General features: G+C 47.8%; 14 protein-coding genes. 8 read left to right on the forward strand and 6 right to left on the reverse strand.

Features of this window, described 5'->3' with window-relative positions:
- Window positions 1-2 precede the first annotated feature (2 nt).
- On the forward strand, window positions 3-491 hold the full coding sequence (locus tag ACMUEV_RS20955; RefSeq protein ID WP_190651616.1) for a Spy/CpxP family protein refolding chaperone: 489 nt from the start codon (window positions 3-5) through the stop codon (window positions 489-491).
- 49 nt (window positions 492-540) lie between these two features.
- On the opposite strand, the gene ACMUEV_RS20960 is transcribed toward ACMUEV_RS20955, so the two are convergent.
- Window positions 541-909, reverse strand: coding sequence for a single-stranded DNA-binding protein (locus ACMUEV_RS20960; protein ID WP_017287314.1), 369 nt, complete (start codon window positions 907-909; stop codon window positions 541-543).
- A gap of 222 nt (window positions 910-1,131) precedes the next feature.
- Between ACMUEV_RS20960 and ACMUEV_RS20965 the strand changes: the two genes are divergently transcribed.
- From ACMUEV_RS20965 to ACMUEV_RS20980, 4 genes are all read left to right on the forward strand, one after another.
- Window positions 1,132-2,133 (forward strand): rod shape-determining protein, encoded by a 1,002-nt coding sequence (locus ACMUEV_RS20965; protein ID WP_017287315.1) that lies wholly within the window; start codon window positions 1,132-1,134, stop codon window positions 2,131-2,133.
- Between the two features lie 98 nt (window positions 2,134-2,231).
- Entirely contained in the window at window positions 2,232-3,113 is an 882-nt protein-coding gene (mreC, locus tag ACMUEV_RS20970; RefSeq protein ID WP_190651619.1) for a rod shape-determining protein MreC, read from the forward strand.
- Window positions 3,110-3,670, forward strand: coding sequence for a rod shape-determining protein MreD (mreD, locus tag ACMUEV_RS20975; protein ID WP_190651621.1), 561 nt, complete (start codon window positions 3,110-3,112; stop codon window positions 3,668-3,670). Before mreC ends, mreD begins: the two co-directional genes overlap by 4 nt.
- Before the next feature lie 311 nt (window positions 3,671-3,981).
- Window positions 3,982-5,073, forward strand: coding sequence for a beta-galactosidase (locus tag ACMUEV_RS20980; protein ID WP_190651623.1), 1,092 nt, complete (start codon window positions 3,982-3,984; stop codon window positions 5,071-5,073).
- Between the two features lie 117 nt (window positions 5,074-5,190).
- On the opposite strand, the gene ACMUEV_RS20985 is transcribed toward ACMUEV_RS20980, so the two are convergent.
- The 3 genes from ACMUEV_RS20985 to era form a co-directional block, all read right to left on the reverse strand.
- Window positions 5,191-5,526: a XisI protein gene (locus ACMUEV_RS20985; RefSeq protein WP_190651625.1), complete on the reverse strand. Its 336-nt coding sequence runs from the start codon at window positions 5,524-5,526 to the stop codon at window positions 5,191-5,193.
- Window positions 5,514-5,930 carry a XisH family protein gene (locus ACMUEV_RS20990; protein WP_190651626.1) on the reverse strand — a complete coding sequence of 139 codons (417 nt, stop codon included), beginning with the start codon at window positions 5,928-5,930 and terminating at the stop codon, window positions 5,514-5,516. The genes ACMUEV_RS20985 and ACMUEV_RS20990 overlap by 13 nt, the downstream gene beginning before the upstream one ends.
- Window positions 5,931-6,084: 154 nt before the next feature.
- Entirely contained in the window at window positions 6,085-7,017 is a 933-nt protein-coding gene (gene era, locus ACMUEV_RS20995) for a GTPase Era (protein WP_190651628.1), read from the reverse strand.
- Window positions 7,018-7,097: 80 nt separating this feature from the next.
- Between era and ACMUEV_RS21000 the strand changes: the two genes are divergently transcribed.
- The 3 genes from ACMUEV_RS21000 to ACMUEV_RS21010 are packed head-to-tail and all read left to right on the forward strand — an operon-like array spanning window position 7,098 to window position 9,251.
- Window positions 7,098-8,177: an ATP-dependent 6-phosphofructokinase gene (locus ACMUEV_RS21000; protein WP_017287322.1), complete on the forward strand. Its 1,080-nt coding sequence runs from the start codon at window positions 7,098-7,100 to the stop codon at window positions 8,175-8,177.
- Window positions 8,178-8,855 carry a 5'/3'-nucleotidase SurE gene (surE, locus tag ACMUEV_RS21005; protein ID WP_190651630.1) on the forward strand — a complete coding sequence of 226 codons (678 nt, stop codon included), beginning with the start codon at window positions 8,178-8,180 and terminating at the stop codon, window positions 8,853-8,855. It abuts the gene before it with no gap.
- A gap of 30 nt (window positions 8,856-8,885) precedes the next feature.
- Complete coding sequence (locus ACMUEV_RS21010; RefSeq protein WP_190651632.1) at window positions 8,886-9,251, forward strand: VOC family protein; 366 nt, start codon at window positions 8,886-8,888, stop codon at window positions 9,249-9,251.
- Between the two features lie 88 nt (window positions 9,252-9,339).
- Here ACMUEV_RS21010 and ACMUEV_RS21015 read toward each other — a convergent pair whose 3' ends face one another.
- Complete coding sequence (locus ACMUEV_RS21015) at window positions 9,340-10,029, reverse strand: hypothetical protein (protein WP_190651634.1); 690 nt, start codon at window positions 10,027-10,029, stop codon at window positions 9,340-9,342.
- A 138-nt stretch (window positions 10,030-10,167) separates the two neighbouring features.
- Window positions 10,168-13,626: a transcription-repair coupling factor gene (gene mfd / locus ACMUEV_RS21020; RefSeq protein ID WP_190651636.1), complete on the reverse strand. Its 3,459-nt coding sequence runs from the start codon at window positions 13,624-13,626 to the stop codon at window positions 10,168-10,170.
- Between the last annotated feature and the right edge of the window lie 112 nt (window positions 13,627-13,738).

Here is a 13,738-nt window from a genome sequence, read left to right on the forward strand (position 1 = left end):
CTATGTTTCGTCGTGTCGCGATCGTGGCAGCTTCAACCGTGCTTGTTTTAGTGGGAAGCGCGGCGGTTTTGCGGGCGATCGATTTTGGAAATGAGAATTCACCTACGATCGCCCAGGCTCCCAACGAACGTCCTGGCAAGCGAGGACCTGGATTGATGCGTGACTTAAATCTCTCTGCTGATCAGATGCGATCGATCCAGCAGATTCGATCGCGCTATCGAGATCAATTAGACAGCGATCGCACGGCTGCCCGTCAAGCTCAACAAGAGTTACGCAAATTAATGGCTGGAAATGCAAAAGACGATGAGATTCGCGATAAATTTCGCCAGGTTCAATCTCTAAGAGCAAAAGCCGCAGAAGCGCAATTTAACAGCATGTTAGAAATGCGCGGTGTTCTGACTCAAGAACAACGTCAGAAATTTTCGGAACACATGGAGAAACGGCGCGGGGAAGTGCGAGAACGATTTAGAGATCGGATGCCAGGGATTTGATGCGAGAATGGGGGAATGGCGATTTCCCTACTCCCCACTCCCCACCTTCCTAAAAATCCTCCTCGTAACCCGCCGACTCTCCACCGCCGCCTTCATTGTCACGTTTCGAGCCGAGTAATTGCAGCCGATCGACTAGAATGACAGGAGACGACCGCGCCGCGCCCGAATTTTTATCTGTCCAAGTATCGAGCTTCAGCGATCCCTTAACCCCGATTAAGCTACCTTTACGAACATAATTGGCAGCCACATCTGCTTGCTTGCCCCAAAGTTCTAAATTAAACCAATCTGGCTGATCGCTATTGCGTGTCTGACGATTCACTGCCAGCGTCAGCCGACACTTGACGCTGCCTGACTCAAAATACTTGACATCCGGATCTCCACCGACTCGCCCAACCAGCGTGACAACATTTAAGCTCATGGTTCTTTTGTACTAAATAATGCAGTTGCCTCCCATATTAAATGATTTTCTGGGTCATTGCTCTTAACTTGTGCTAACCCCTAGACTCAGGGGTGAAACTGTAATAAAATCCACTATCGATCAGCATCATTGCTTACCATTTCATTTGATCAGCGTACTCATTGCAGTTAAAGAGGCAAGAATCTAGTGGGTTTTTTCAATCGCTTCTCCCTCTCGCGGGACATGGGTATCGATCTCGGTACCGCTAACACCCTGGTCTACGTATCCGGAAAAGGTATTGTTCTCTCAGAACCTTCCGTCGTGGCGATCGACCAGTCTGACAGAGTCCCCTTGGCTGTCGGAGAAGACGCAAAGCGGATGCTAGGTCGAACCCCCGGAAACGTTGTGGCATTACGCCCACTTCGAGATGGCGTAATCGCCGATTTTGATACGGCTGAGTTAATGCTCAAACACTTCATTCAGCGCGTGCATGAAGGAAAAGCATTAGTTTCTCCGCGGATTGTGATTGGAATTCCTAGCGGTGTTACTGGCGTTGAACGCCGTGCGGTTATGGAAGCTGCGTCTCAGGCAGGTGCGCGTGAGGTTTATTTGATCGATGAACCAGTAGCCGCCGCGATCGGGGCAGGATTGCCGGTTGCTGAACCCACAGGGAACATGATCATTGATATTGGTGGTGGGACAACGGAAGTTGCTGTTCTCAGCTTGCAAGGAACCGTTTTGAGCGAGTCGGTTCGAGTTGCAGGGGACGAACTCAGTGACGCGATCGTGCAATATATGAAAAAAGTCCACAACCTGGTGATTGGGGAACGGACGGCGGAAGAAATTAAAATTCAGATCGGCTCGGCATATCCAGGTGCGGTCGATGAAGAAATGATGGAAGTGCGCGGACTTCATTTGCTGTCTGGATTGCCACGAACGGTGACGATTAAGGGACCTGAAATTCGTGAAAGTATGTCAGAGCCTTTGTCTGTGATTGTCGATGCTGTGAAACGGACGTTGGAAAGAACTCCGCCAGAACTTGCCGCTGATATTATCGATCGAGGCATTATGTTGGCAGGTGGTGGAGCATTGCTGAAAGGCATTGATACCCTGATCAGTCATGAGACTGGGATCGTCGTACACGTTGCTGCTGATCCTCTCAGTTGTGTTGTGTTGGGAACCGGGCGCGTGTTAGAAAACTTTAAGCAATTAGAGCGGGTGTTTAGTACTCGTCCGCCTCGCTAAAGTTGTCCTGATAGGGCGACCTTAAGTGTGAAAATTGTGTTTAATCTTGCCTCGGTAAGGTGTATTGTTAGGCTGCTCACTGATTGAGAACGCGCTGAATGTACGAACTGCGTCGCTGGTGGGATCGATTTGGGATTCCATTCACTCTTGCTACTCTTGGATTGGGAACTGCACTCTTGATACGTCAGAGTCAGGCGGGGTTTGTGATGGAAACTTATCAGTGGTTAACTCGCCCCTTCCAGAGTAAGCCAGTGGCGATGGATCGGTTGATGAATGCTCAAACCCGTGAGTTACAGCAGCGCTTAATCGAGCTAGAGAGCAAGAATCAAAAGCTCGAAGAACTGCTGGGATTTGTCAAGTCGAAGAAGGCAGAAGGGATTCCAGCCTCAGTGATTGGGCGGAGTGCGGATCATTGGTGGCAGCATGTGACGTTGAGCCGTGGCTCGAACGATGGTGTGAAAGAAGGAGCCGTGGTCATGAGTCCGGGCGGACTGGTCGGACGGATCATTGATGTTAGCCCGAGTACGAGTCGAGTGCTGTTATTGAGCGATCCTTCTAGTCGTGTTGGGGTGGCGATTAGCCGTAGTCGATTTATGGGCTATCTGCGCGGGAAAACAGGGAATCGCGCAGTTATGGAATTTTTTGAGAAGGTTCCAGATGTCCGCAAAGATGATGTGGTGACGACTTCTTCGTTTAGTCAACTGTTTCCGGCGGGAATTCCGATCGGACGAGTTGAATCTGTTGATCTCACCAAAAGTCCGGCTCCTGAAGCCACGATCGAACTGACTGCCCCGATTAATTATTTAGAGTGGGCAATGATTTATCCGCATTCTCCTGCTCTCGCAGATCCTCAACCTGCAGCTAAACCAAATCTGGTTCCGTCTCCCTCTGCCTCGCCTGATCCCACTGTTTCACCGAGTCCTGATGCTAGTTTGACTGTTTCGCCCACTCCTGAAGCTTTGCCGAGTTCTACGCCATGAGCCTGCGTGCGATCGAGAATTTTGTCGATACCTATCCGAGCGCTCGCCCGCTTGTGAATGGAGCCGTAACTGTCGCATCGGTATTTTTATGTTTGTTGATTTTGCCTCTGCGATTGCCAGGAATGGAACTGGCAGGGATTAGTCCAAACTGGCTCTTAATTTGGGTGGTCGCTTGGAGTGTCAAACGAGTGGTTTGGCAGGGCGCAATGGCAGGATTAATCTTGGGACTGTTGCAAGATGGCATGACTGCACCCGAACCGACTCATGCGATCGGCTTGATGATTGTGGGAGCTTTGACTGCAAAATTACAAAAGCAACGGTACGTGCAAGAAGACTTTATTTCTGTTGCACTCATTGTCTTTCTCATGGCAGTGATTTCAGAAACGATCACTGCGCTACAGTTTAGTTTCTTAGGGGAACGATCGCTGTCTGACATTTGGACGTATCACCAATTTATTGCGCTGAGTTCTGCAATTTTAAGCAGTTTGTGGGCACCGGTCGTTTATTTTCCACTGAATTGGTGGTGGGAAATGATGGGCATTGACGAACAGAGCTAAATCGATTTTAGATTGGGATTTTTAGACTGGGGATGGCTCAGTCTGAATTTGCGATCGACATAAATTTTGAAGATCAAGTGTGAATGAGGGGGTTGAACTAACGACCTCAAGATTTCGCGCGCAACTTAGATTGAGTAGCATAATATACTCACCTAGACTGATTTTTTGCTGTGAAATTACTTGCATTATTTTCTGCGATCGTTCACCCGTAACCGCTAGCATTGCCTTTGTTGTTGAAAGTGAGCACGATTGCGAATGCAATGATTTGAAAAGTAGATCAGCGTGCTGAGTTCGTTATCTTACTTTGAGCCATGATATTTCATCGAGCTTCTCGCAACTTAACCCGCAGGCAATTCACCGCACTTTCGACTTTTGGTTTTCTCAATTTGATGGCTGCTAGTGCAGGGGCAACGATCTCTCTGCCGGATCTTGTTACTCCACCTCGATCGATGAAATTAGGGACGACGTTTAGCCAGTTGCAATGTTGGTATTTGGGATTGGATTATCGTGAGACATTCCAAGCGATTTGCGATTTGGGATTTAAGCGGTTGCGGCTGTGTGCTTATTGGCATGAATTGCAGCCGCAGGCGAATCAGTTTGATTTCAGTAAGATTGATTGGCTCTTAGATGAGAGCCATCGACGCGGGATTCAGGTCGTATTAGCAGTCGGTATGAAAGCGCCTCGCTATCCTGAGTTTCATTTTCCAGATTGGATGCGAGCAAAGTACGATACGACGAGTGCGAGGGTTTTGGATCGAGATCCTGCGATCGCAGATTTGACGTTGAAGATGCTCGATCGCGTTGTTAGTCATGCAAAAACGGCTCCAGCGATTCGGTATTGGCAAGTTGAGAATGAGCCGTTTACAACGCTAGAGATTACGCATGGGCGATCGTTGAGTGAGAAGTTTGTCCGACAAGAAGTGAAATTAGTACGATCTCGCGCGCAAGCAGGTCAGAAAATTTTACTAACGAATGCAATTACCCTCCCAGATGGACAGGGACAAGAAGACGATCAAGCCTTTCGAGCCAGTCTTTGGTTAGCCGATGCGATTGGATTTAATGTGTATACGAAAGTGCCACAAGGGGCGAGTCAGGCCTATCTTGAGGCACAACCTTCGTATTGGAAAAAGTTAAAAGATTGGCGATCGCAGTTGCGACGATGGGGGAAAGAGAGCTGGATTGCTGAAGCACAGGCGGAACCTTGGGAGGCGAATGAGTTAGTTCCGGTATCGCAGCTTGAGTATCCAAGTTCATCCCCACTTCAGGCAACGAGTATTGTCGATCGAGTTCAAGAAATCGGCTTTGATCCGGTGATGTTGTGGGGCTGTGAATATTGGTATTGGCAGCGCAAGCAAGGGCGCGATCAGTGGTGGCTGGCAATGCAGCAATTGTTGAGTTTGTGATATCTCTTAATTGCTTCTGAGCGAGTCATTGACCGCAATAAATCTGATAGGGGGATAGGGTGAAGATCTGAAATCATGGTTTCTGCTCCTATCTCCCCAAGCGCACTTTTCCTCTCTTCAGGCGACACCATAGTCTGTATAGGGTCGTTTGTAAGGCGGCTGTAATCCTAAAACAATGTCTTCTCTAGGTACGCCCATCTTGATTAGCTCCTCAGCCGGATTCTGATCAGTTAGGTTCTGTTGAATCCAAATTTTTTCATTTTTGATATCAATGTGCATGACACAACGGTAGATCCGATTCAACCCTCGCCAACCAACATTCATCCACTGATAATGATCCCGTTCAGCATCAAGAATGAGTTGCACCTCAACTTGCTCATCTGAAATATCATCGCTGGCGTACTGGCTCAACAGCGTTTGAATATACTGGCGGTATTGAATTAGTTTGTCCATTGCATGATCACCTCATTGGCAGGATCGTACACAATTATTAGAACTTGATATCGTTGTATCGCAATTTGGGTGAATTCGTACTGAAAAAAGGTTTGATAGGTATCGAACGGGACTGCAAGGTATAAGGTTCGATCAGGATGAATTGATTCTAGAGCAAGGCGATAGCTCAGAAATTGCCCTAATGCAGCGTAGAAATCTGTAATTGCTGATGGATTGAGAAAACTTTTGATTTCGACTGCGATTTTCTCGCCCGATCGCTCTGCGGCAAGCAGTTGTTCTGCTCCTAAATCAACTTGAAAGTTGACGTTGCCAAATTTGAACTTCAAAGGATCGTCTGTGATCGTCCATTGTTCTTTCTGCAATGCGTGTTTGACAGCATCATGAAAAAAATCTTTGGCAGACACAGATCGAATCTCATTACGGCAAACTTATGATACTTTGTGCGATCGCTGTATTTTTGATGCGATCGCACAAGTGCAAAGCGATTTGCTAATCGTTCAAAAACTAAATCTATCGCAGCGCTGCTCAAAGTCGCGATTAACAACTTTGAGCAGTTCACTACTCTTCCTCGACTCGATAGCCAAATTCTGCAAGCTTGACTCGCGATTGTCGCCATTTCGGCATGACTTTCACAAATAGCTCTAAGTGAATTTTGCCTTCAACTAGCTTTTGCATTTGCTCGCGGGCAGCAGTCCCGATCGCTTTAATCATTCCTCCACCTTTTCCGAGCAAAATTGCTTTTTGTGAAGGACGTTCAACATTGATGGCAGCAAAGACTCGCGTGATCTTTTCTTCCTCCACAACTTTCTCAATTTCAACCGCAACCGAATGGGGAACTTCTTCACGAGTCATCATCAAGATTTGTTCTCGAATCAACTCGCCCATGATGAAACGTTCGGGCTGATCGGTGACTAAATCCGGTGGATAGTAGTAGGGGCCGGGTTCAAGCTGTCCGATAATTGCCTGCTGCAATTCCTCCATGCCATCGCCTTGCAGGGCTGAAAATTTCGCGATCGTCCAGTTTCGATCCGCCGCTAAGGTTTGGTAGGTTTGATCGAATTCTGCATCTGATTGCTGATCAGATTTGTTCAAACCCAGAATGACAGGCGTTTCAGTCTGGGCTAGAAGTTCTGCAACATAGCGATCGCCTCCTCCTGCGACAACAGAGCAATCGACGACAAATAGAACGACATCCACTGAGTCGATCGCACTTTGAGCATTTTTGACTAAGACTCGTCCGAGTTGATGATGCGGTTTGTGAATCCCAGGGGTATCCACAAAGATAATTTGGGCTTCAGGCGTGGTTAAAATGCCCCGTAACCGATTTCGAGTTGTCTGGGCAACGGGAGAGGTGATCGCGATCTTTTGACCCACGAGAAAGTTCATAATCGTGGACTTGCCGACATTGGGGCGACCAATAATGCCAACAAAGCCCGATCGATAGTTCTCAGGCGGCGTGGGAATCGTGAAAATGTCTGGATGTTCTGACATTCCTAAATGAATTCTGTAATCTGGGACACTGTCTGACGTGGCGTATTAAACTCACACAGCCTATTCAGTGTAGGGGATTTATGGGTGAAGTCAAACGGATTGGAATTTTAACCAGTGGTGGAGACTGTGCTGGGTTGAATGCGATCATTCGCGCTGTGGTGTATCGAGCGACGGGCTATGGCTGGAAAGTGTTTGGAATTTCACGAGCGACAAACGGGCTGATGGCTCGCCCGCCAGAGTTTACGGCTTTGGAGATTGAAAAAGTCGATCGCATTTTGACCCAGGGTGGCACGATGCTAGGAACGACGAACAAAGGCAATCCCTTCGCTTTCCCGATGCCGGATGGGCAAATTCTCGATCGCTCTGAGGAGATTATCGAAGGCTATCGTATGCTCAACCTCGATGCCATCATTGGGATCGGGGGCGATGGCAGTATGGCAATTCTTCGCAAACTGGCGCAACAAGGCGGAATGAACCTCGTCACCATTCCGAAAACCATTGATAACGATGTCGATATTACAGAACAATCGATTGGATTTGATACGGCTGTGAATATCGCCACAGAAGCGCTCGATCGCTTACATTTCACAGCAGCAAGTCATTCGCGCGTGATGATTTTAGAAGTGATGGGACGAGATGCCGGACATATTGCCATTAGTGCGGGAATTGCCGGGGGAGCGGATGTGATTTTGATTCCTGAAATTCCCTATACGATTAGCAATTTGTGTCGCAAATTAGATGAACGGCAAGCCCAAGGTAAAAATTATTCATTGATTATTGTTTCGGAAGCAGTCAAAACTGAGGCAGGTCAAGCCGTCAATTGTACTCACGCATTTGGGGAGATGCGCTATGGAGGAGTCGGGCAGTATCTTGCCGATGTGATTCATGAATGTCATGGTGCAGAAACACGGGTAACTGTGCTAGGACATGCTCAGCGAGGCGGTACACCTTCCCCGCTCGATCGCTTACTGGCTTCTGCCTTTGGCGTTGCTGCCGTGGATCTGATCGCACAAGGTAAGTTTGATCGCATGGTCGCTTGGCGCGATCGTAATGTGATTGATGTACCGATTCTGGATGCGATTCAGCAGTACTGTGTGGTCGATCCAGACAGTACACTCGTCAGGACAGCACGAGGGTTAGGAATTTATTTGGGAGATTGAATGACGGTTATTTTGACAAATGATGATGGCATTGATGCCCCAGGCATTCGAGCGTTATTGAAAGCGGTGAATGGATCTGGAATTTTGGTTGCGCCAAGTGGTCATTATTCCGGCTGTGGGCATCAGGTCACGACGACTGCACCGATTCGAGTTGAGAAAAGAACCGATCAAGAATATGCGATCGCAGGTACTCCAGCGGATTGTAGTCGCATTGCGCTAAATTATCTTTTTCCTGATACTAAGCTAGTTCTGTCAGGTATTAACTCCGGTGGTAACATGGGCGTTGATGTTTATATTTCAGGAACGGTTGCAGCGATTCGAGAAGCAGCATTTCATCGCGTGCCTGGAATTGCGATTTCACAATATAAGAAAGGCAGAATCCCGGTGGATTGGGAACGTTCGGCGCGATGGACAGCCCAGGTTGTCGAGCATCTCGCAAATCGTCTCTATGAGCCGGGATTTTATTGGAATGTGAATCTTCCTTACGTTGAACCTGATGCTCCCGATCCTGAAATGGTGTTTTGTCATCCTTGTACGCAGCCCTTACCCACCGATTTTCGGATTGAGGGTGATGAGTTTTATTACTGCGGCGAATATGGAGCGAGAAAGCGCGATCGCGGTTCTGATGTCGAGATTTGTTTGTCTGGAAAGATTGCGATTACTTACCTCAGCATTTAGAATTAGTACAAAACAACTCAAGGCATACAAATGGCAAGGCTGAGAAGGATTTGCCCATTTATTCCAGCAGGTGAAGATGTTGCAAGAACGATCGCATTTTATGAGCAGAAGCTAGGCTTCAAGCGGCAATGGCAAGATAGTGAAACGCCTGAATTAGCTTTGATTTCGCGCGATGAAATTGAGTTGTTTCTACAAAAGAACCCTGATCCAGAATGCGCGGAATGGACAACCTTAAGAATTGAAGTGCAGGACATTGCCGATTTGTATCGGGAGATCGTGGAATGCGATCGTACACTGATCCATCCGAATGGTAAGTTAGAAAAGAAGCCTTGGGGAAGTACTGACTTTACGATTCTCGATTGTAATGATGTTTGTATTACCTTTTATGAGTTCTAATGGGTTCTAGTAGTTCATCACAATGCTCTACATCAGTTCAATCAGCAACGTTAGATTCTAGTTCCAAGGCTTTCTCATGAACTAATTGCTAAGCAAATCGCTTACGCAAACGATTGATTCCACACAGCAGACCAGAAACCGCTAACCCTGGAAGCGGCGTGAAGCCGAAAGGCACAGGCGTTGCCTCTCCGAATTGAAGACTACTAATTCCTGCTGCTCTCAGTTCCGCACCACCTACAGCAATTTGGATTTGGTCGAATGTTACCCCTGTGAATCCATAGTAATCTCCGGGCATATCAAAGATACTACTAGAGGTAAACGATTCTATCGGCGTGCCATTCAGCAGGGCTGTGAAGGTTACAGTAGGTTTACTACTATAGATTTTGAAGGCCGCGCGTGTTTGGGGAGATGTGAACTGGATAGAGAAGGGGTTCACAGTTGTCATTCCATTGGAAAAACTAGTGATATTGAATGCAGATGCTGGATCTTGGTAAGGGAATTCGCCAAAACTCGAAATGTCGAAATCTGCAGACCCCACAAAATAAAGGTTAGAAAACGTGACTCCCGCGCTGGAATATTGATTAGTAAGCGCAGTGGTACCAGCCGGTGCCTCGCCAGCGAGGTCACTAAAGTCGATCGTTTGAGCAGGATTTGCAAGTCCAGTTGGCGAGGCATCAATCGCTAACGCATGAGCCGGGGCAACATCAATACTCGATAGTGCGATCGCTATCGCCGCTCCAGCTTGAGCAACGAGCGTACGCTTCAAAAATGCGTTCATCGTCTAAATCCCTGTTAGGAAACAAGACCATTTTGTCGATCTCTTAACCTGCGCCATCCACAGTTCTGCTTACATCTATTCTCTTGCATTTAGAGAAAATGTGAAGATATACTGACTTGCTTTGTTACGACACCTCACTCACTTACTCGCCCCCATCAGCGCAGGCTCAGGTAACGCTCCTTGCATTCGACCTAACCAATCGATCAAATTGGTCAATTGTTGATCGGCACTTAGCGCACCTAAACCGCGTACAGTTACTTTTCCAGCCGTGAAGACAAAGCGCGATCGTAAATGATCGGGTAAGTTCTCTTTCAGCAGATTCCAAGCGGGTTCTTCCATTGGAGTCTCTAAAATCACATGCTGCTTGCCTTCTGGCTTGATGCGCGAGAAACCGAGCTTTTTCGCAATTTGCTTGAGTTCCATGACTCTTAGCAATTGCTGGGCAGCGAGTGGAATCTGTCCATACCAATCAATCCAATCGGCTGAAACTTGCATCAACTCAGCTTTGGATTGAGCTGCAGCAACCGCACGGTAAGCGGACATTTTCTGATCGAGATCGGGAATGTAATCGGCGGGAATAAACGCCGTCAGACTGAGATCAATCTGAGTATCATCGACTTGCGGAATCTCTTGACCTCGGATCTCTTGAATCGCTTCTTGCAGCATTTCCATGTAGAGATCAAACCCGATCGCATCCATCTGTCCCGATTGTTCTGCACCCAGTAAGTTTCCGACTCCTCGAATTTCCATGTCTCGAACCGCTAATTGATAGCCCGATCCAAGCTGGGTGAATTCTTGCAAAGCTCGAAGCCTTTGTCTGGCATTATCTGAGAGTTGATGTTGCTTTGGATAGAACAACCAGGCATGAGCTTGAATTCCTGCCCGCCCGACTCGACCTCGAAGCTGATAAAGCTGCGATAAGCCAAACTTCTGAGCATCTTCGATGAGAATCGTATTCACTCTGGGAATGTCTAACCCAGATTCGATAATCGTTGTACAGAGTAAGACATCTGCTTCGCCTGCTCCAAACGTTAGCATCACCGATTCGAGTTCGGCTTCGGGCATCTGACCATGCGCGATCGCAATTCTCACACCCGGAATCATTTCTCGAATGCGCGCTGAAATCTCTTCAATTCCTTCGACCCGCGGCACGACATAAAAGACTTGTCCACCACGATCGAGTTCTTGGCGAATTGCCGATCGCACCATTTCCCCATCGTAAGGAGAGAGATGCGTTTTAATCGGACGACGCGAAGGAGGTGGAGTCGTAATTAAACTCATTTCTCGCACCCCTGAAAGTGCCATATACAAGGTTCTCGGAATTGGAGTTGCACTGAGCGTCAGCACATCAACTTGCGTTTTCAGGGATTTGATCTTCTCTTTCTGATTCACTCCAAATCGTTGTTCTTCATCGACCACGAGTAAGCCTAAATCTTTGAATGCAACGCCTTTTCCGAGAAGCTGATGGGTTCCGACAACAATGTCAAGTTCACCTGTGATCATTCGACGCTGAATATCTTTGCGTTCTTCAGCAGATCGAAATCGATTGAGCAATCCCACTTGAATCGGATAGGGTGCAAACCGTTCTTTGATTGTGTGATAGTGCTGCTGAGTCAGAATAGTCGTCGGTGCGAGTAACGCAACTTGCTTTCCAGCCGTCACCGCTTTGAAAATCGCTCGAATTGCAACTTCAGTTTTACCAAAGCCAACATCACCGCAAACTAAGCGATCCATGGGTCGATCGCTTTCCATATCGAGCTTCACATCTTGAACTGCTTTTAACTGATCCGGTGTGGGCTGGTAAGGGAAAGAATCTTCCATCTCTTGCTGCCAAGGCATGTCAACCGGATAAGTAAAGCCTTGCTGCTGAGCGCGTTGTGCATAGAGTTGTAGCAAATCGACTGCAACTTTTTTAACGGCTTTGCGAACTTTGCTTTTCGTTTTTTCCCAAGCTTTACTCGACATCTTGTTTAGCTCAGGCTTAGCATCGCCCATGCCTCGAAAACGCGAGAGTGAACCGAGTTGATCCGCAGCGACTCTTAGCAATCCGTCTGCATACTTCAGAACGAGATATTCACGAGTTTCATTGTTAATCGTCAAGCTTTCGAGCTTGATAAATTGCCCGATGCCATGACTTTTGTGAACGACAAAATCGCCTTGCTCTAGCTTGTTTGGATCGACTTGTTTTGATGCGGCTCGGCGACGTTTGCGAACATAAGTTGGAGTTGCTAACGTTTGCTGTCCAAAGAATTCTTTATCTGTAACGACGACTAAGCGAAACGTCGGTAGAATGAACCCTTCAAGTTCTGCTAAGCCAGAGTATTTGACTGCGACAGGAACGTGTTGAATTTGCAGTTTCTCGATCGCTAAATAATCTTTCGGATTCGGAACGAACTGTGCCGGACAGTCATGTTCTTGAAGCAATGCAACCGAGCGAGAAGGCTGTGCTGAAACGAGCCAAATTGCAAAGTTACGATCGCGTTCCCCCCTCAATGTCTCGGCTAATCGCGCAAACTGATGCGGAATTGCTGGAACCGGACGACTTGAAAGGTTCAGACCATTGTTGACCTCTGCTAACTCAGTGAGATTAATCCGCTCGAACCTTGCCAATTCGACCAGCGAATCCTCGAACGATCGATGAATCTTGGGCACAGTCGGCTTAACTTCTTGCCAATGCTCTTCGACATGTTCCAGCCAGCGATCGCTGTGGGCTTGTGCCATGTCTGGCTCATCGAGTGCCACCAGCGTATTCTCAGGTAAATAGTCGAGCAAAGAAGCTGGCTGCTCAAATGCCAAGCCTAAAAAGCGGCGAATTCCTTCGATCGGTGTTCCTTCTACAAATCGCTCTTGGTCTTCAGGTGAGAGAAGATCGAGAACGTCTTCTCCGAGTGCAGATTGAATAATCGGGCTAAAGCTCGTCGGTGTGAAGGTAACTTGCGTGACGCGATCGAGCGATCGCTGCGTAGACGGATCAAACTCCCGAATCTGATCCAACTCGTCGCCAAATAGCTCTAAGCGCACAGGGAGTTCTGCGGCAACGGGAAACACATCAATAATGTCGCCTCTGCGGCTCCACTGCCCTTCGGTCTCGACCAAGTTCGATCGCTCATATCCCAACTTCGCCAACGTATCGCTTAACTGAGCGAGATTGAGGCTACTTCCTTTCTCTAACGTCAGAAAATAGGGCAAAAAAGCGGCAGGCGGTGGTAAATGGGGCTGGAGCGCGCGCTCGGTTGCCACGATCGCAATCTTCTCTCCCGCTTTTACTAGATCCGCGAGCGTCTGCAACTGTCCCCAAGTCATCTCCGCTTCCGGGTCAAACGGTTCATACGGCGAAGATTCCGATGTGGGATAAAAATGCACCGTATTCCAGCCCATCGCATCCATCTGGACACTCCATCGCCCGGCTTCTTCCAAAGTCGAAGTTACGACTAAAAGCGTGCGATCGCTTGCCTGTGCCAACGTCGAAGCGACAATTCCTTTCGCCAAACGAGAAAGACCACTCAAATTCAGTGTCGAATTTTGTTTCAGTTTGCTCAGGAGTTCTGCCGTGAGCGGCGATCGACCCAGTGCGCGAATAATCGAAGAAAAAGCCATGTCGGACAAGAGGAGCTGAAATGAGTCTTTACATTGTATCGAATCCCGTTTCTGCTGGTTGGCAGAAGATCTCTCGCCTCAATGAACTCACCATTCAGGGATACACTAATAC

This window comes from Leptolyngbya sp. FACHB-1624 (assembly GCF_047649235.1).
GTDB lineage: Bacteria > Cyanobacteriota > Cyanobacteriia > Leptolyngbyales > Leptolyngbyaceae > Leptolyngbya > Leptolyngbya boryana.

Bases quoted from the DNA above. Each gene is read 5' to 3' on its own strand.
- ACMUEV_RS20980 (WP_190651623.1), top strand. From the start codon at position 3,982: ATGATATTTCATCGAGCTTCTCGCAACTTAACCCGCAGGCAATTCACC.
- ACMUEV_RS21000 (WP_017287322.1), top strand. From the start codon at position 7,098: ATGGGTGAAGTCAAACGGATTGGAATTTTAACCAGTGGTGGAGACTGT.
- ACMUEV_RS21010 (WP_190651632.1), top strand. From the start codon at position 8,886: ATGGCAAGGCTGAGAAGGATTTGCCCATTTATTCCAGCAGGTGAAGAT.
- ACMUEV_RS20965 (WP_017287315.1), top strand. From the start codon at position 1,132: ATGGGTATCGATCTCGGTACCGCTAACACCCTGGTCTACGTATCCGGA.
- mreD (WP_190651621.1), top strand. From the start codon at position 3,110: ATGAGCCTGCGTGCGATCGAGAATTTTGTCGATACCTATCCGAGCGCT.
- mfd (WP_190651636.1), bottom strand. From the start codon at position 13,626: ATGGCTTTTTCTTCGATTATTCGCGCACTGGGTCGATCGCCGCTCACG.
- ACMUEV_RS20955 (WP_190651616.1), top strand. From the start codon at position 3: ATGTTTCGTCGTGTCGCGATCGTGGCAGCTTCAACCGTGCTTGTTTTA.
- era (WP_190651628.1), bottom strand. From the start codon at position 7,017: ATGTCAGAACATCCAGACATTTTCACGATTCCCACGCCGCCTGAGAAC.
- ACMUEV_RS20960 (WP_017287314.1), bottom strand. From the start codon at position 909: ATGAGCTTAAATGTTGTCACGCTGGTTGGGCGAGTCGGTGGAGATCCG.
- ACMUEV_RS21015 (WP_190651634.1), bottom strand. From the start codon at position 10,029: ATGAACGCATTTTTGAAGCGTACGCTCGTTGCTCAAGCTGGAGCGGCG.
- surE (WP_190651630.1), top strand. From the start codon at position 8,178: ATGACGGTTATTTTGACAAATGATGATGGCATTGATGCCCCAGGCATT.
- ACMUEV_RS20985 (WP_190651625.1), bottom strand. From the start codon at position 5,526: ATGGACAAACTAATTCAATACCGCCAGTATATTCAAACGCTGTTGAGC.
- mreC (WP_190651619.1), top strand. From the start codon at position 2,232: ATGTACGAACTGCGTCGCTGGTGGGATCGATTTGGGATTCCATTCACT.